The sequence below is a fragment of the Poriferisphaera corsica genome (assembly GCF_007747445.1).
Classification (GTDB): Bacteria; Planctomycetota; Phycisphaerae; order Phycisphaerales; family Phycisphaeraceae; genus Poriferisphaera; species Poriferisphaera corsica.
Genome location: NZ_CP036425.1, coordinates 2,669,801 through 2,688,699 on the forward strand (window position 1 = coordinate 2,669,801; position 18,899 = coordinate 2,688,699).

Consider the following 18,899-nt stretch of genomic DNA (forward strand, 5'->3'; position numbering starts at 1 on the left):
CTCTTTCTTTGCCGCCGCAAACCCATCATTTCATATAAAATATCATGCAACAATTCCCCCCCTACATCCGCGGCATCACCAGTACCATCATCTTCCTCACGGCTGTATGGGTACAATCGCCCACCACCCTCTCTGCCCAAGATGATTCACCACCCGTCCCCACTTCCCCGCTACTCACTAAAATCCTCAACGATCCGATCAACTCTCCAAAAGATCAACGCCGACTTGCTCTATTTCATGGCCGATACGATCTACTCGACAACAATGAACTCACTCCCACAGAAGCCGCCCAACTCGCCATACAGCAATACAATCTCAATCACCCCTCACTAACCGATCCACAAACACCAGCCAACCTCCGAGCCAAAGCTGCTCTTCTTAAAGGCAATCCTAATCAAACGCTACAACTCATCCCTAACCCGCGATCCATCATCGAGCGCCACCTCGTATCCCTCGCATATCTAGATCTCGGCCAACCTCAAAACGCAATCAAAAACCTGCAATCTATCCGAAAGATAGCCTCAACTCGAAAACTCATTGCCCCCATCAACATCATCGCTGCCGCCGAATCACTCGTCCTTCTCGCTCGTCTTGAAGGCCGCCCCGCTCAAGACTGGCAACTCGCGCTAAACCTCCTCACAAAAATCCACCAAGAACAAGATCCTCTTTATTGGCCAGCCTTCATCTCCGAGGCCAAACTCCTCTACCTCAAAGACAACCGTCACGCAGCCATTGATGCCCTCACACATACACTATCGCTCAACCCCAACGCCTCCGAAGCCTGGCATCTCCTCGGCGTCATGTCCGCCGAATCATTCGACTTCAAACGCGCAAATGACGCCGCGCGCCGCCTACGCACACTCTCCCCCGATCACCCCCTCGCAACCATCATCGAAGCACGCGCCTTTCTCACTCAACGTGATCATCAACGTGCCTTACATACCATCAACCAGGCCCTTGAAATATTCCCCAATCATCGTCAGCTTATCGCCCTCAAAGCCGCCGCATACGCTACCGCCTTCGATGACAAGCAATACAACCAAACACTCACCCAACTCGATAACCTCATGCCCAACTCACACCTCGGTTATCTCGAAGCTGGCCGCTACCTCTCACTGGACCGCCAATACGCCCTCGCTCAAACTGCCCTCAACCTAGCCGCCAAACGCCTTCCCAATGATGCTGAGCCTGTCACCGAGCTCGGCCTACTCCTTATCCAAGACGGTCAACTCGTCCTCGCCCATCAAACCCTCACACGCTCCGCTCAACTCGATCCTTTCAACCGACGAGCCGTCAATTCACTACAACTCGTCCAAGACCTCCTTTCCTACAAAACCATTGAAACACCTCACTTCACCATCCGCTACAAGCCCGGCATCGACCACGTCCTCGCCACTGATATCTCTCAACAAGCTGAAGCCATCTACACCGCCGTCACTTCCTTCTACAAGCACCAACCCGAACGAAAAACCCAGATCGACATCCTCCCCGATGAAGAATCCTTCGGTGTCCGCATCACCGGCATGCCCGAGATATGGACCGTAGCCGCCGCCACAGGCGATTGCATCGCGCTCACCCCACCACGCTCCGGTGCCAAACAACGAGGCTCCTACGACTGGTATAACGTCATACAACACGAATTCACCCACACAGTCACACTCTCCCTAACCAATAACCGCATCCCACACTGGCTCACTGAAGCCTGCGCAGTCGAACTCGAAATCACCGAACGTGATTTCGAAACCGCCAAACTCCTCTCTTGGGCACTCAGCGAAAATAAACTCTTCGACTATAACAACATTAACTGGGGCTTTGTTCGCCCCGAAACCGACTACGATCGCTCACTCGCCTACGCACAAGCCAACTGGATGCTCCAATACATCATTGAGACCTACTCCCATGATGCCCTCCTTAACCTGCTCGCCCTTTACCGCACCGGCACCTCCGACTCAGACGGCCTCCATCAAATCACCGGCCTCTCAACCACTGAATTCATGACAAATTTCAAACAATGGGCCACAAAAGAAGTCACCGCCTGGGGCCTTGATCAATCCACATCCCCACTTCCTAAAGAAACCGCACAAAGCCTAAACACACTCCCTCTTGATCAGCTCCGCGCAAAGCTCGCCGACTACCCCGACAATCCACTACTCTTGCACACACTCTCGAAAAAACTCCATCAGCAAGTCAAAACCCTCCGTGACAACCCAACCATACAAAATCTCGAAAACGAGCAGCAACTCACCATCGAATTACTAGCCATCCTCGATCATTTCCAAAAACTCCACCCCATCGACACATACCCCGCACGCCTCCAAGCGGAGCTTACCCTCAACAGCACTAAATCTAATCGTCTAATAGACTCACTCAAACGTCTCGACAGCACCGAACAGGCCAAAGGCAACTGGTCTTATCAGCTCGCCAAACGTTTTCGTAAACAAACCGATTACCCCAAAGCCCTCAAATACATTGCCCGCGCTCTTCACCGCGAGCCCTACAATCCCTCATACCGCCAGTTTGCCGCCGCCCTTGCAATCCAGGCCACCGATCTCTCAGCCGCAGAGCACCACCTCACCATGCTCACCTACCTCGAACCCGAGCAATACACCCATCACCTCCGTCTCGCCGCGTTCTTTAAAAAAACAGGCCACCCCGACAAAGCTCTCCAAGCCGCCCGCAAAGCCAAAAACCTCAACCCCAAGATCAATCTCACACCCTTCCTCACCCTCAACACGCTCGCCCCTTCATCGCTCAATAATAAAGCGGCCCCCTAATCCTCATCCTCATCTCCAAACAACCGTTTTTTCGCCAACCCAGCGGCTGCCTTGGTTTCACGTTTCTCCAACAGCGCCTCAGCTAGTTCCGCATCTTCACGCCGTGTAATTTTAAAATTCGTACTCTCTCCCTCCACCACATAAACATCAATCCCCATGGCCTCGACCAAACTCGCATCATCCGTGATCCCGTTGCCATCCATCTCGCCATCTCTAATTTGCGCGTAGGCTTTCTTCATCAATCCAACCGCCACAACCTGTGGCGTCTGCACTTCAACCATCGCCTCTCTGCTGACCGTCTCTACAACCCGCTGCACAGGCACAGAAACCTTCCCAGCACTTCCCAAAATCGCATCCGCCAACACGTCATCCGCCCCACCCACTTCCAAGCCTGCATCTGCAACTTTCTTAAGCGTCGCGTTCACAGCCACACCAGGAATCACCGCATCATGCCTCTCACATGCCGTAAACACCCGCTCAATCATCTCGCCACTCGCCAGCGGCCTTGCCGCATCATGCACCGCCACATGCGTCACCACATCATCCACCGCTTCCAGCGCGTTCATCACCGTTTCCCAACGTTCCTTCTTTCCACCTGCCACAATTTTCACACCCATAAACCCAAGCTTATCCCCATACCTCATTCTAAACTCACCCACCTGATCTGGATTGACCGCCAAGATCACTTGATGCACATCATGATGATGCAAAAACAATTCAATCGCGCGCAAAAACACCGGCTTCCCCGCCAGCACCATCTCCACCTTACTACCACCACCAGCGATCTCTTGCCCCCCTTCAACAAACCGCTTTCCAATCCCCGCAGCCGGTATGATCACAGCAATCTTCATCTTCAATCCTCTTCAAAACATTATTCTGCAACACAAACATCTTACGCAAACATCATACCATTTTCCGCCCTTATCAACCTCCTAATCTCATCAATTAAAAAAGCCCGCAGCAGCCGCTACGAGCGATTAATTGATTCACATTAAGACCGGCCTACTTCACCACAATCCCAACCGGCAATATCGTTAGCACCGGCTCATCTTTCAGCAACAACATCCCATCCAACACCCGGCTCACACTGACCCACGCCTGTTCACCCAACACCCTTTTCACGCTCTCGCCAATCAAAGTCCCACTCACATCAACTCGCTTCGCGCTCACCCCCATCACCCCATTTAAAAACTCAGGCAAACTCACGGGCTCAGGAAAATGCTTCACATCAAAAGCTCCCTCCTCCAGCGCCAACTCACCCACCAATGCATCAATCGAATTCTTCAAATCCCCAACCTGATCAGCCATCCCCAACTCAACTGCCTGTTGCCCTGTAAACAGCATCCCCTCATCTACCGCCTCCAAATCCATCAACCTCGACCCCCTGCCCCGCTTCACACGATCCTTAAACTGATCATAAATATTCTGCATCGATTTCAACATCAACTCGCGCTGTTCCGTGCTGAACGGTTTCGTCGAACTAAACAAATCCCCATATTTCCCTCGACTCCTTGAAGTCACCTCCACACCAATCTTCTCATACAACCCACCCAAAATAATCTTCCCACTCACCACACCAATCGAACCCACCACACTCGACGGCGACACAAACACTTCATCCCCCGCACATGCCATGTAATACCCACCACTCGCCGCCATACCACCAACACTCACATACACTGGCTTCTTCTCTCCTAACTCTCGAATAGATTGCCACATCACCTCACTCGCCAGCGCACTCCCGCCCGGCGAATCTATCCTTAAAACTACACCCTTCACATTCTCATCACCCTTCAACCTTGCCAACAATTTCGTAACTGTTTTGCTGCCAATCTGATCATCACTAAACATCCCATCACCCCGTGACGACTCTCCACCATAAATCGGCCCGCTGCAATGCACCACCGCCACCGTCTCACGCGTCACCGCAGGTGCCCGCTGCTTAAACAACAGTTGAAACATCGCCATCGGGTTTCCACCCGCGCCAAAGCCGCCCCCCTCATACGCCATCCCCATCTGCTTATCCCACTGAAACCCATCACCAAATTCAATCTCCGTCACACTGATCAAGTCCCGCCTCACCAAGTGATCCACCAGCCCCGCCTCAACCAACTCCTCATCCGTCATCGCCCATGTCCGACCAAACAGTTCATCAACCTGCTCCGCCGCCATCTCTCTATTCTCCATCACTGCATTCACAATCTGGCTATGCAAATCATCCAGCAACCCCTCAATATTTTTATTCCATGCCTCGCTCGGCTTCCGCCGCGTTAACGCCTCGTTCGCCCCCTTATACTGGCCAATCTGAAGCAACTCCGCTTTTGCACCAATCTTCTCCAGCAGTCCCGCCAAGTACATCTCTTCCACCGAAACACCCGACAATTCAATCGCACCTTTATGCTGCAATAAAACCAAATCCGCGCTGCTCGCCAGCACGTAATCTTTTGTCGAATAGGTCTCGCCAAACGCAAGCACCTTCTTTCCTGCCTCGCGTACTGCCTTCACTTCTTTCGATAGCGTTTGTACCTGCGCCAAACTCAACGACGCATCATTCATAAACAAGATCAGCCCCAAGTACCGCTCGTCATCTCGTACCGTCCGCAATTGCCCCACCACACCTTCAAGTGATGGCCCCATTTCATCTTCACTCACCCATGCAAACGGCGATGTGCCCTCGCGTAACCCGCCCGTCAATTCCAACCACCCCACCAACACCTCCTGATCTTCCGGCACCACTTCCTCATCACTATCTTGCGCATATACCACGACACCCTGCAAAGCCATCACAACCACAATCAAAACTCGAAGCCACCTATATCTAATCACTGGATAGCCCTTACAATTTAATGGATTAAGCAAATCTGACATCGGACACGTTCCTCCGGAATTAATCGACCTATCGAATTCTCCACCCTAATAAAACAGGCATTTCCCCACCCCCAACAGCCCTTTAGCATAACCGATAAACCCCAATACAGCACCCCAATTCTTGCTTTTCTCATACCTGCACAAAATCGTAAAAAATTTCTCATTTGCGTATAAACCAATGTAATAACATAGCTTCCATCGCCTCAGGGACGCACCCCACAAAATCCACAAAACAACCCCACGAACCCCAAACACCCTCAGGCGTAATAACCTCAGGCTCATAACACAAACCACTCAACTCCTCCGAATAATTTCGCCGACTTAACTGTTGAAATCATGAGCCATTTGAAAGGAGATTATTACCATGGATTGGCAAATCAGAGGCCTAAATATCAGTCTTTCAAAACCGCTTAAAAAGCATACCGAAAGCAAATTAATAGCCCCCCTACGTAAATTCAAAAACGCCGTTAATAAAGTCGTCATCCGCTTCCAGGACGCCGACCTAGCCAACCACCACTCTGAAGTCTCAGCAAAAGCACTCGTTATCCTCAGCAACGGCCGCGTTATTGAAATCGAGCAAACTAACCGTAACTACTACGATGCAATCAACCAACTCGCTGATCGCATCAAACTCAACGTCTCTAAAAACCTCAACAAACAACGCGACAAGCAACGCCGCGCATCGACCAGACGTGTCGGGAATCTGTTCAAACGTCGTAGTTCAAACTAACCACTAACACTTAGAAATCTCTCACCGGAGTAAGCTGCGCGATTATCCATAGTTTGATGTAAAGTCTATTTTTAGACAACAGAGACATCAAATACGCGACATGAATGTACTCAACCTACTTCTTAACGCAATAAATAATCTTGCCAAACGCTTTTTAACTCTTCTTCTTTACATGGCTGCCCAAGCAGCCTGGATTGTGACAAAGCACGCCCGCTGCACCGGGCGTGTTTTTTATATCCCTCTTTCACACTAAAAAAGACGCCGCTTTCGCGACGTCTTCTAATTTACGGTTAGCCAACCTGATTACACGTTAAAATACTTCGCTTCAGGATGATGCACCACAATCGCACTCGTCGATTGCTCCGGATCAATCTGCCAATTCTCCGTCAACTGACAACCAATCCGTTCAGGCTTCAATAAACCAAACAGCTTGTCTTGATCGCTCATTTCTGGCACGGCTGGATACCCAAAACTATACCGTGATCCACGATATTTCTGTGTAAATAGCTCACGGATCTTCGGCGAATCTCCTCCATCAATCCCCATCTCCTGTCGCATCCGCTTATGCCACATCTCCGCACAACCTTCACACGCCTCAACACCCAACCCATGCGTATATAAATACTCCTGATACGAATTCGCATCATAAAGTTTCTTCGCAACCTTCGACACCTCACTGCCCATCGTCACGCAGCTCAACCCAATCACATCTTTCTCCCCACTCTCTACGCTCTTAAAGAAATCGCTCACGCACAACCGCTTTTTATCCTTCTGTCGCGGCCATGTAAATCGCTCAATCTCCTTATCATGATCCTCTGGATCAAAAATAATCAGATCCTCCCCTTCACTCTGGCACGGCCAATACCCATACACAACCTTCGGCCGCAGCACCCCTTCATCCTTAAACCGCTTACACATATCCCTGAACAGCGGCCGCACATCATCTTCCAACTGCTGCTCATATTCCTCCGCCGTCTTTCGGCCTTTCTTAAACTGCCACTGCCCCCTAAACAATGCAACCTCATTGATAAATGGATACACCTGATTCAAATCAATTTCTTCAACAACCCGGCTGCCGAAAAACGGTACCGTTGGCACAACTACATCTATCGCTACATCACTCTTCACAGCAACAGCCGTTCCACCTTCAGCAGATTCTGCAGCAATCTTCGCTTTTTTCTTCGCCGCGATCTCCGCCAGCTTCTTATCTGTCTCTGCACGTTTACCTAAACGCACCTCAATCTCTTCATTCAATCCATCCTGCTTCCCATCATGCATCATGTCCATCACACGCAGCCCCTCAAACGCATCCGTCCCATGGAACACATCCCCCTGATAAACCTCCCGTAAATGCGTCTCACAGTACGGCCGCGACAGCGCCGCACCACCTAAAATCATCGGAACATCAATCCCCAAATCATTTAGTTCCTTCAAATACTCCTCCATCACATTCACACTCTTAACGAGCAAGCCCGACAACCCAATCACATCAGGTTTCAACTCCCGATACTTCTCAACAATCTCGTTGATCGGCACCTTGATCCCAATATTGTGAACCGTATACCCATTATTCGACAGAATAATATCAACAAGATTCTTGCCGATATCATGCACGTCCCCTCGAACCGTCGCTAAAAGCATCGTTCCCTTTGTCGTCCCCTCAACCTTTTCCATGAACTGCTCAAGATACGCAACAGCCGCCTTCATCACCTCCGCGCTCTGCAGCACAAACGGCAACTGCATCTGCCCACTCCCAAACAATTCACCCACAACCTTCATCCCCTCAAGCAAATGCTCATTGATAATCTCAACCGGGGCATACTGCTTCATCGCTTCATCCAGATTACTCTCCAGATCGCGCTTTTCACCATCAATAATGTGCTTCTGTAATCGTTCTTCAAGCGGCAGCTCACTCATATCAACCTTCGTACTCACCACTGCAGCATCATCACCAAACATATCCACAAAAATCTGCAGCGGATCCTTCGTCTCCGTCCCATCTTGCAGCGTCACCGGCTCATCCGCCCAACGGTTATAAACCAAATCAAGCGCCGCATTCCATTGCGTCTCATCTATCTTCTGCTTAGGCAAAATCTTGCTTACATGCAGAATCGCACTGTTCATGCCCACCTTTACAAGCTCAGACAAAAACACACTATTCAGTACCTGACGCGCTGCTGGTTTCAAACCAAAACTCACATTCGACAACCCGCACGTCATCTGACTCTCAGGCATAACCTCCTGAATCTGACGTGTCCCCTCAATTGTCTCCAGCGCACTACGCCTATCCTTATCCATCCCCGTCGAAATCGGCAACACCAACGGGTCAAACATTAAATCACGACCGTCTAACCCATACTTAGTCGTTGCCAAATCATACATCCGCTTTGCGATCGACAGCTTACGCTCTGCCGTACGCGCCATCGCCTCTTCTGGATCTTCATCAATACAACCAAGCACCAGCCCTGCGTTGTATTTCTTCGCAAGCCTGCACATCACCGCAAACTTCTCTTCACCATCCTCCAGATTCCCAGAGTTGATGATGCACTTACCACCCGCACACTTCAAACCCGCCTCGATCGTCGCAGGCTGCGTCGAGTCAAGCATCAACGGCGCATTCACCTGATTCACAAGCTTCTGCACCACCGTCTTCATATCCGCCTGATTATCCCGTCCCGCATAATCAACATTCACATCCACCACATGCGAACCTTCCCTCACCATCTCCTTCGCAAGCGACATAATCTCATCCCAACTCTCCTCCTCAAGCAGCCGCTTAAACTTCCGCGACCCCGATGCATTCGTCCGCTCACCCACATTCAAAATCGACGCATCCTGCTCATACGCCACCGCCCCCATCAACGAACTCACCCCCGGCAACTCCGCCGCCTTCTTAATCTGCAGCGGCTCCTGATCTCCCACCTTCTCAACCAGCGCTTTAATATGCGCAGGCGTCGTCCCACAACAACCACCCACGATATTCAAACCATACTTCACCACAAACTCTCCAACCTTCTCCGCAAACGGTTCCGCCTCAAGTGGAAACACCGTCTCCCCCTCCACCAACGTCGGCAACCCCGCGTTCGGCAACAAACTAATACGCTTGCGCCAATTCTCACTCAGCCACTGCACATGCTCCGCCATCTCCGTTGGCCCCGTCGCACAGTTCATCCCGACCGACAAAATCGGATACCCATCCAGCGCCGCCGCAACACCCGCAATATCTGTCCCCACCAGCGTCGTACCAAACTGCTCAATCGTCACCTGCACCATGATCGGCACATCGCCCTCACCATCAACGTCAGGCTTCAACCCCTTCTCCGCTAGCGCCTCAATAGCTGCATTCACCACACACTTCACTTGGAGAATATCCTGCGCCGTCTCAATCAACAGCACATCCGCACCACCATCAACAAGCCCCCTCACCTGCTCCTTATAACTCTCCAGCATCTCATCCCACCCAATCTGACCCAGCGAAATCAGTTTCGTGCCCGGCCCGATCGACCCCACCACAAACCGTGGCTTCTCATCTGTCGCCCACTTCTCACACGCCTGCTTCGCCGTCTCTGCCGCCAGTCTATTCAATTCATAGACACGATCACTCAGATCTTGATCTTCCATCGTATGAATCGACGAGTTAAACGAGTCCGTCTCCACCGCATCCGCGCCCGCTTCCAGATACTCCTCATGGATCTGCTGGATCAGCTCCGGCCTCGTCAGCAGCAGCACCTCCGTACAATTCTCACGCCCCAGATAGTCCTTCTCAAGATCCAATCCCTTGATCTTGTGAATACTCGTACCCATCGCGCCATCCAAAAACAGCACGCGCTTCTTCAGTTGTTCAACAAACTGGCTCATAGCATCCCTTTTCCATTTTTCTCACCGCGGCGCCAACTTCCCAATCAGCCGCCACAGTACACTTTTTGCAAATCGTATAACACATCCCATCTCCCCTCTTCTCTTCTCCCTCCCTCTCATCTGCCCCACATCCTCCTCCCTGGCACTCCGCCCCTCACACCCATCAAACCACACCCTCACCACTTTATTCCATCCGTATATCCGGATGTACGGATATATTACAGCCGCCCTCCCCTACAATCAACCGCAAACCTCGCTCTCACCCCCATTTAACACCTCAAAGCCGCAAAAACACGCGCAACTCGCCCCTATTTCCGCTACCCTATCCTCTCATTCAAGCACCCAACGAAAGGATTCGCCCATGACCTGGTGGGAAGCCATCATCCTCGGCCTCGTCGAAGGCATCACCGAATACCTACCCGTCTCCTCCACAGGACACCTCATCCTCACTCAAAAAGCACTCAACCTCACCGGCCCTGCCGCCAACGCCTTCGCCATCTGCATCCAAGCCGGCGCCATCATCGCCGTCCTCGGCCTCTACTACAAACGCTTCATCCAAATGACCCGCGGCTTCTGGCTACGCCCTCTCGGCCTCACCAAATCCGCAACCCCCGATTTACAAAAATCCGACGTCGCAGGCCAAAAACTCGCTTTCAACATCATCATCGCATTCCTCCCCGCCGCCGTCATCGGCCTACTCTTCGACGACCTCATCGAACAAAAACTCTTCGGCCTATACCCCGTCACCGCCGCTTGGTTCTTCGGCGGACTCGCCATCCTCATCACTGTTTGGCTCAAAAAATTCCACGCAAAAAAACAAGGCATTTCAGCCGCGGAACTCAAAGCAGCAACCAATGCTGGCAACCCACTCGAATCACTCACCGCCCTCCACGCACTCGCCATCGGCTTCATCCAATGCATCGCCATGTGGCCCGGCACATCCCGCTCACTCGTCACCATCGTCGGCGGCCTCATCGTCGGACTCTCTGCCGCCGCCGCTGTCGAGTTCTCCTTCCTCCTCGGCGTCATCACACTCCTCGCCGCCACACTCTACAAATCACTCGATGCAGGCCCCATCATGCTTGAACAATACGGCTGGACACCCATGCTCATCGGCTCGCTCGCCGCATGGCTCTCCGCCGCCCTCTCTATCAAGTGGTTAGTCGGCTACCTCAAATCTCACGGCCTACAAATCTTCGGCTACTACCGCATCCTCCTCGCTCTCATCACCCTCACCCTCCTCCTCCTAAACCTCATCAACAACAACTAACCCTCACACCAACCTCTTCGCATCTCCCCACAAAAACAAGCCCCTGACCGCCGGTCAGGGGATGTCTGCAACAATCATTCTTACTTACCCCCTTATACTGCCGCTTCTTGCTGCGACACACCAAACGAAACCACTTCACGCAAATACTCATATGCTGTCATTTCATTATGATCTGGCTCAATACAGATTTGACTATTTACATGCGTTACGTATTCTTCAAACATTCTTTTCACACCATACACTTCTTGCTGAGTCATACCATAGGTTGTTCCAAAAATCTGTGCTTTCGTTACACCTTTACCAAATAGTGTACGCAGATTATCTGGATGATAGGCAAACCCTAAAAATATAATCCTCTCAGCCTGAAGCATTTCACTTCTCAAATTATCAACAAATGTCTCATCTTCATTTTTATCACCAATAATACGAATTCCATTACATGCACTTTGCAACCGGCTCACTTCTATATGATCGTTATAGGGCCAAACTCCGCTTGGGCCAACCACATCTGCAGTATGTAACCCTAAACAGCCATGCACATGTCTTATTCGAGAGGCTATAAGCGTATCTACACCACTTTTGTTATTGCAGTAATTCATAATAACTTTACTGAAATACTGCTCTAATGACCTATCATAATTAAATGTTACAAAAAGTGGGCATTGACTTTCCATAAAATATTTTACACTTTTTGCGCCCCCTAAATACCCTTGCATCTGCGACCAAATATATTTGTATACACTTGGACCCACATAGCTACTGTGTTCTTTATTTTGAAATTTTTGCCTCAAAAATAAATCCACCTCTTGTTCTGCCTTAATTAGTATGTGCGAAATTGCCGTCTTGCCAAGATCTTTAAAATGCTTGTTATTTCGCAAAAATGAATCTATTGAGTTGGTATCTGAATAATATATTCTTTCTCGAAATCGCTGAATTTCTTGATAATCAAAGCATAAAACTAGCAAAGCATCAATTAAGCAATTCATTTCCAATTCAATATCATCATCACTTCTCCAATGCGACTTTACCCATTTGCCTTCGTGTAATTTGTATTCATATTCACTCTTCGCAAGTTCCTCACAAATATTATCCACCAACTCTGCCCCACTCGGAAACCCATACTGCATTGAAACACCAGCACCAAGTACAAAAACAGTCTTCTTTTGCATGTTCATTGCCCTCATAAGATAAAAGAACAACTCAATTTTACTTGAGTTGCTCCATCTCACAAGCGCTTTTATATTCTCAACCACAACCTCACCACCCAGCACTTTCTAGCACTAGCCACTAGCACTAGCACTCTCAAGTCCGGGGGCCACCCAAACCCCAAACGGCGCATAAACATCCTCTCCATCAATCCGCACCTGCACATACAACCTCAAATACCCAGCCTCCTCCGGCTGCAAATGAAACTTCAACATCGGCCCGCCCCGCTCACCAATACTCTTCGGCTCCTCCCCCATCGGATGCGTATGCGCAATCGTCTCATAATCCCCATAAAAACCCATCATATGTGCAAACGCGCCCATCACTGGCTCTAACTCGCGCATAGCCCCACCATCTCGACTCACATCCACCTCAGCCATCACTTCCTTCCCCTCAACCACCGGCCCATCAAACTTTAACTTAAACGTATACCCATCCACCTCCACTTCATGATTCACATACTCATCAATCGCAACATTACAATCCAAACCACTTGCAAGCTCCTCTTGAATAAATCGCTGCCCACCATCTATCGGCTTCACATCCACCCACATCCGGTACCCACAATCACTCTCAGGCGTAAACTTAAATCCATACTTCCCATCGCCCAGATACTCCGGGTGAACATGATGATAATCACTATAATTCGGATCAAGCAGCATCACATGTACCGGCTGCTCGTGCACCACCTCAAACTCACCCACATCCATCGGCTTCCCTTCTCCATCGGTCAACGTAAACACCACATCATTCAACTGATCTGGTATCAAACGCATCCCATCCCTCGTCTTAACGATAACCTCTCCACCCCCCTCCTTCTCTACCATCCCATGACCCGCATGCCCTTCTATCCCCACAGTACCTTCCTGCCCATACACCCCAACACCCAAAAACATACCAACTAACCACGCAATAGATACAAGTGTCTTTTCCATAGCACAATGCTATCCCGCATCGCCTCCCTGAAACATTAATCAACCCTTAAGGTTTCCCCCAAACACACTCACCAATCCACGACCCTTTTGCGTCATCACTGACATGATTAACCATTAAACCCCTATTTTTTAAGCATTTCTTAATGCGCACCCACCAGACATCTTTCTCTCCTTACTTCTACACACTTCGTTTTCTATCTTTTGCCTATTACCTAAATTCACATCATTTGTGCTTGAGCCAACTCTTTTTCTCGATAAACTGCGGCCATGCTCAGCAACCGTAACCTGAGCATCACGATTCACGAGAGCAATACATTGACTTGCAGCAACAAACCCCACAACTAACGAATCAAACGTTAGTAAACTCAAATCAAAAATTGAATTCAACACACAAAGCATCACAACCATGATGCCCACTTATCCCTCGCCGCTTGCCAAACGTTCAGCTCAATAGGAGATACAACATTATGAAACTCTCACTCTGCATCACCACCGCACTAACACTCTTTGCAACCACCACCCTCGCCTTCGGCCACGGCTCAGCTATCGACCCAGCTTCGCGCGTTTGGCGCGTTCGTCAAAGCAACCCCGAACGCCCCAGCTTCCAACTCGCTCAAAACGCCGTCAATATGGATGGCAAAAATGCCTATTACACATGGAATCAAGTCTCACAAAATATCTCAGCCGCTGTTCAAGCCGGCCTCCCCGAAGGCTTCGACTACTCACCTTGGGTGCCAGACGGCCAAATCGCCTCAGGCGGCAACCGTTCATACTCCGGCCTCGACCAAGTCTCTGACGAATGGCCAACCACACCCGCCACCGCAGGCGAAACCTTCTCCGTTGACTTCCACGCAACAGCCGTCCACGAACCCTCCGTCTTCGATGTCTGGATGACCACTGAAGACTGGGACCCCAACACTCAACTCAACTGGGATCAAATGGAATTCCTCGGCCGAGCTGACACCACACTTCAAAACAACCACTACTACTTCGACGTTGACATCCCCGAAGACCGCTCCGGACACCACGTCCTCTGGATCGCATGGCAACGCAATGACCCCGTCGGCGAAGTCTTCTTCTCAACCTCCGATCTCATGATCGCACCATCCAACGTCCCTGAACCCGCATCCCTCGCCCTCTTCGGCGCCATCGGCATCCCCGCCCTACTCCGTCGTCGCCGTAAAGCAACCATACAAGCCTAATCATAAGTTAGTACGAACTAAATCAAAACAACTAAACTTCTCCTCCTCTCACTGCGGCCATCTTGGCCGCAGTTTTTCATATTCCAAGATCAGCCGCCAAATACGTAAATCGCACCGCAATCAACCGCGCGCACAAAAACAAAACCCGCCAATTTGGCACCCTTCAAAAACTGTTCATTTCTTCGAATTCTTCACAAATCTTTGACCAAACTATCTCAAACTTCGCCATTCTTCACCTATTTCAACCCATTTCTGATTACCGTACACATCCTAACCTATGATTAGTTTTGATCCCGAACCCAATGCAAATGAACAACTTACAGGCGATACGAAATTCGATCGCGCAGAATGCGCGCACATCAATTTTCTGCAATCCCAAGCATTATCTTCGAGCGCATGAAAAAACGGTGCGCATACTTTGAAAATGGCGCACAGTTCACTCACCAAGTAAACCTAATTATTTCGACTTGTACTAATTTTATGGCTCAAGCAACACTTTGATAGCACCACTCTTTGCTGCCACGATCGCTGCTTCACCATCACTTAATTTCATACGCCGACTGATCAAACTGACCACATCCACCTTTTCAGCCGACAAAGCGTCTAATGCGATCGGAAACGGACCACACCGGCTTCCAATGACCTTAATCTCATTAATCACAACCGGAGATAAGTCCAGCTCCTCAAACCCATTAGATACCTGCAAATCATCATGCCGAGGCGCGACTGTTGTTTTTAAAACTATGGTCCCGCGAGGCCGCACCATCCCCATGGCAACCTTCATCCCCTCATGACTGCCCGTACAATCCACCACAATATCCTGATCCATCCGCAGCCCCACATCCTGCAGCAATCGATGCTTCACGCCCCACTTCTCACACAGCGACAATTTCTCTGGATGCTTACCAATACATCGCACCGTCGCATTGAGCTGACTCAACACCTGAGCACACAACAACCCTAACCGCCCGTCTCCTAAGACAGTTACGAATGGCCTGCCCTCAATCGTCAACTGCTGCAGAATCTGATATGCAGCCGCTAACGGTTCAGTAAATACCGCATGATCATCATCCACATTCTCCGGCACTTCAAGCAGGTTCATCACCGGTAAGCAAAACTGATCTGAAAAACAGCCATCCCGATTCATAATCCCCAGCACTGTCCGGTCCCGACAATGCTCACGCAAACCCGCTTTACACATATCGCACTGACCACAAACACAATTGATCGTGCCAACAACACGCTTGCCAACCCAGTGCTTATCTTCCTTATTTCCAACCGCTTCGACCACACCAACAAACTCATGCCCTAACACACCACTGTAACCCATATAACCCTTACAAAGCTCAATGTCGGTCGAACACACACCCAGCCGTGTCGGGCGGATCAACGCCTCACCTGCTGCGGGTTTTGGGTCCGCATAGTTTGCTTCATACTTCAATCCATTGCCATCAAATACAAGTGCCTGCACGTTCAATCCTCTTTTTTGAGCTATTCAGCCTGATTTTGGCTACGTCCGCCCTGTTTTAAACAGTTAAGTGAGCCTGAAAGCTAAATCATCTTGTATACAATCTTTACAGCTTATAGTCGCTTGACGCAACTAGCCGATTGTATGATTATCCTTCGGCTTATTCCTGCCATAACAACACCCCAACGGTTACAATACCTTTATGACTGAGATTCACGACTTGCACAACCCACAGATTACGCACAAGCCCCGAATATTTATTCTGGCTAACCGGATTAAGCCACAAGTTGTTGAGGCGATGCACTCATTCCGACCTTGGCTGGAAGAACGAGCAGACATCGTTGCGGAGCCTGACATGCAGACGCTGTTTCGAGAAACAGCGAGTGATTTGCCACAGGCTGATTTGGCCGTTGTTTTGGGCGGCGATGGGACGCTGCTTTCTCAAGCGCGGGCTTTGGTGGATCTTGAGATCCCAATGATCGGGGTGAATTTTGGAAAGGTCGGATTTTTAGCTGAATTCTCGATCGCGGATTTAAAGCGGCATTGGAAGTGTATTTGCAGCGGCGCTTGCCGAATGTCAAAGCGAATGATGCTTGATGTGATGGTGTATGACGAGGGGACACCAGAATGGGGAGACGGTGACGAAACGATCATGCCGAAGCCGATTTTCAGATCGGTCTCATTGAATGATGCAGCGGTTGTCGCAGGGCCGCCATTCAGGATGATTGAGATTGAACTAGCGATTGAGCCGAAACAAACGAAATCTTCAGCGACCACGATTAATGGCGATGGGCTTGTCGTTGCAACACCATCTGGATCAACGGCATATAACTTGGCAGCAGGAGGACCGATTGTATCGCCGGGGATTGACGGGATTTGCATCTCGGCGATTGCGCCGCAATCAATTGCGTTTAGGCCAATTGTTTTTAATGCGTCATGCGATGTATGGCTGACGCTCAAACGGGTGAACGAAGGCTCGGAACTTGTGCTGGATGGCCAAGAATCCAAACCCTTATGCACTGGCCAACAGATTTATATTCGAAAGCATGATCGTGTTCTGAAATTAGTCCATAATCCTGACATGAACTACTGGCAACTACTTGCAAAGAAAATGCATTGGGCGGCTAGGCCATCACGTGATTGATTCTTCTCATACATAACCCGACAAATGCCTAATCGTTGATTAGGCATAAGCGTGCCGACCAATATCACGATTAATCGCTCTTACATGGCTTGCTCACATAAAACTGAACATTCATTTTATACAGTACGGGCACATGGTACCGCGCATGGTGCTTAGGATTTGCCACGAAAGTATGGGGCAATTACCTGCGATATTTCCTGATATGTTCTTCTATCAACGTCAGTGTTGTGATAGCCTATGATTGTGGGAGCAATGATGTATACGAGGCATACTGATGTGACATTGAGCAGAGATAGATCAGGCACAGGAGATATGTAATGCAAGAAAAATCGAAGTCTGGCGAAACTGTGATTTTGGTGCAAATGGAAACGGAAATCGAAGCCGCGATGTTGGTTGATGCGCTAAAAGATAAAGGGATCGAAGCGATGGCGTCGGGCGCAATTGCTTCGGGATTCAGAGCAGAAGCGCCTGGCTATGTCAATGTACTGGTTCATCAGAGTGATGTGGAACGAGCAAAGGCAGCAGCGGAAGCCTTCAGCAATGAGCATTTTAATATCGATTGGGACAATGTGGATGTGGACGCCAACTTGCCGGATGAAGACGAATAATCGAGTTCATGCCTATTCATCATCTCGCGAAAAAGTTGATCGTGGATGACGGCTCTGCGTACGAAATACGTACATTAACAAGGCCTTGAAGCGCGATTGCGTCTAGAATTGCGGTGTTCTGACTGGCAACTCCTGAGTTTTCCACGATTTATGGATCGAGGATATTGGGTGGGTGTGCGTACTTGCCCTGAATAAAAATCTCGTTAAAATATCGACTCACTTAAGGGGCCTTAGCTCAGTTGGGAGAGCGACTGGTTTGCAACCAGTAGGTCAGCGGTTCGAGCCCGCTAGGCTCCATTAACATAAACCTCTGAATCTAAACGATTTAGGGGTTTTTTGATGCGCGGGGTGAGAATATATTTTATCTCTCGGCGCGCATCTCGGCGCGCAAATGGTATACTGTGTTCGGTGATTATTCGGGTAACACTCTCAAATCTGGTGCAGATGTTTTGATCTGAGAACGCATTTCGCAACCCGTAAATCACTGGCTGGCAGGCGATCCGAGAAGGTCGCTATATGTCAGCGTGGACAAAACGAAACAACAAAATCAAGCCTGCCAGCTTCGCACGAAAAGCCAAGCCCGCTATCGGTTCGTCCGGTGGTGGGTCGCTTTTTGCGCGCCTAGGTAAGGGCTTGGAAGTTGCCTATTACTGGGGCGTGTTGGTGGCGGTTGGGGGTCTCGCATTCTTATTGGCAATTCTGGCGGCATTGGTTGGCGCTGGGTATCGAGGGTGTGAGAGATGAGAAAGAGTGTCGGGTATATCAAAAGAGCCAGCAGCAATAAGTCTTGGTGCATTTCTAAACACAAGATTGACCGATTTCGGCTTGAGATTGAA

Annotated in this window: 14 protein-coding genes and 1 tRNA gene; 8 read left to right on the forward strand and 7 right to left on the reverse strand. The window is 49.9% G+C overall.

The window, feature by feature from the left end; genetic code table 11:
* The first annotated feature begins 44 nt into the window (after window positions 1-44).
* Window positions 45-2,774, forward strand: a complete 2,730-nt coding sequence (locus tag KS4_RS10955) for a peptidase MA family metallohydrolase (RefSeq protein WP_145077912.1) — start codon at window positions 45-47, stop codon at window positions 2,772-2,774.
* Here KS4_RS10955 and KS4_RS10960 read toward each other — a convergent pair.
* On the reverse strand, window positions 2,771-3,625 hold the full coding sequence (locus KS4_RS10960; RefSeq protein ID WP_145077914.1) for an IspD/TarI family cytidylyltransferase: 855 nt from the start codon (window positions 3,623-3,625) through the stop codon (window positions 2,771-2,773). The genes KS4_RS10955 and KS4_RS10960 overlap by 4 nt on opposite strands.
* A 151-nt stretch (window positions 3,626-3,776) precedes the next feature.
* On the reverse strand, window positions 3,777-5,642 hold the full coding sequence (gene sppA / locus KS4_RS10965; RefSeq protein WP_145077916.1) for a signal peptide peptidase SppA: 1,866 nt from the start codon (window positions 5,640-5,642) through the stop codon (window positions 3,777-3,779).
* A gap of 364 nt (window positions 5,643-6,006) precedes the next feature.
* Between sppA and KS4_RS10970 the strand changes: the two genes are divergently transcribed.
* Window positions 6,007-6,372 (forward strand): HPF/RaiA family ribosome-associated protein, encoded by a 366-nt coding sequence (locus KS4_RS10970; protein ID WP_145077918.1) that lies wholly within the window; start codon window positions 6,007-6,009, stop codon window positions 6,370-6,372.
* A gap of 303 nt (window positions 6,373-6,675) precedes the next feature.
* Here the strand turns inward: KS4_RS10970 and metH are convergent, their stop codons facing one another.
* Complete coding sequence (gene metH, locus KS4_RS10975; protein ID WP_145077920.1) at window positions 6,676-10,230, reverse strand: methionine synthase; 3,555 nt, start codon at window positions 10,228-10,230, stop codon at window positions 6,676-6,678.
* A gap of 361 nt (window positions 10,231-10,591) precedes the next feature.
* On the opposite strand from metH, the gene KS4_RS10980 reads away from it, so the two are divergent.
* Window positions 10,592-11,500 (forward strand): undecaprenyl-diphosphate phosphatase, encoded by a 909-nt coding sequence (locus KS4_RS10980; RefSeq protein ID WP_145077922.1) that lies wholly within the window; start codon window positions 10,592-10,594, stop codon window positions 11,498-11,500.
* Between the two features lie 92 nt (window positions 11,501-11,592).
* Here KS4_RS10980 and KS4_RS10985 read toward each other — a convergent pair whose 3' ends face one another.
* The 3 genes from KS4_RS10985 to KS4_RS10995 all read right to left on the reverse strand — a co-directional run bounded on the left by KS4_RS10985 (window position 11,593) and on the right by KS4_RS10995 (window position 14,049).
* Window positions 11,593-12,669, reverse strand: a complete 1,077-nt coding sequence (locus KS4_RS10985) for an SIR2 family protein (RefSeq protein ID WP_145077924.1) — start codon at window positions 12,667-12,669, stop codon at window positions 11,593-11,595.
* A gap of 111 nt (window positions 12,670-12,780) precedes the next feature.
* Window positions 12,781-13,641: a hypothetical protein gene (locus KS4_RS10990; protein WP_145077926.1), complete on the reverse strand. Its 861-nt coding sequence runs from the start codon at window positions 13,639-13,641 to the stop codon at window positions 12,781-12,783.
* Window positions 13,642-13,770: 129 nt separating this feature from the next.
* The gene (locus tag KS4_RS10995; protein ID WP_145077928.1) at window positions 13,771-14,049 is read right to left on the reverse strand and encodes a hypothetical protein; all 279 of its coding nucleotides are present in this window, start codon (window positions 14,047-14,049) and stop codon (window positions 13,771-13,773) included.
* A gap of 59 nt (window positions 14,050-14,108) precedes the next feature.
* On the opposite strand from KS4_RS10995, the gene KS4_RS11000 reads away from it, so the two are divergent.
* Window positions 14,109-14,843: a lytic polysaccharide monooxygenase auxiliary activity family 9 protein gene (locus KS4_RS11000; RefSeq protein ID WP_145077930.1), complete on the forward strand. Its 735-nt coding sequence runs from the start codon at window positions 14,109-14,111 to the stop codon at window positions 14,841-14,843.
* Between the two features lie 478 nt (window positions 14,844-15,321).
* On the opposite strand, the gene KS4_RS11005 is transcribed toward KS4_RS11000, so the two are convergent.
* Window positions 15,322-16,314 carry an MDR/zinc-dependent alcohol dehydrogenase-like family protein gene (locus KS4_RS11005; protein ID WP_200761176.1) on the reverse strand — a complete coding sequence of 331 codons (993 nt, stop codon included), beginning with the start codon at window positions 16,312-16,314 and terminating at the stop codon, window positions 15,322-15,324.
* 199 nt (window positions 16,315-16,513) lie between these two features.
* Between KS4_RS11005 and KS4_RS11010 the strand changes: the two genes are divergently transcribed.
* From KS4_RS11010 to KS4_RS11025, 4 genes are all read left to right on the forward strand, one after another.
* Complete coding sequence (locus KS4_RS11010; protein ID WP_145077932.1) at window positions 16,514-17,455, forward strand: NAD(+)/NADH kinase; 942 nt, start codon at window positions 16,514-16,516, stop codon at window positions 17,453-17,455.
* A gap of 317 nt (window positions 17,456-17,772) precedes the next feature.
* Window positions 17,773-18,063, forward strand: coding sequence for a putative signal transducing protein (locus tag KS4_RS11015; RefSeq protein WP_145077934.1), 291 nt, complete (start codon window positions 17,773-17,775; stop codon window positions 18,061-18,063).
* 224 nt (window positions 18,064-18,287) lie between these two features.
* A tRNA-Ala gene (locus tag KS4_RS11020) sits at window positions 18,288-18,360 on the forward strand.
* A 219-nt stretch (window positions 18,361-18,579) separates the two neighbouring features.
* Window positions 18,580-18,807 (forward strand): hypothetical protein, encoded by a 228-nt coding sequence (locus tag KS4_RS11025; protein WP_145077936.1) that lies wholly within the window; start codon window positions 18,580-18,582, stop codon window positions 18,805-18,807.
* The last annotated feature ends 92 nt before the right edge of the window (window positions 18,808-18,899 follow it).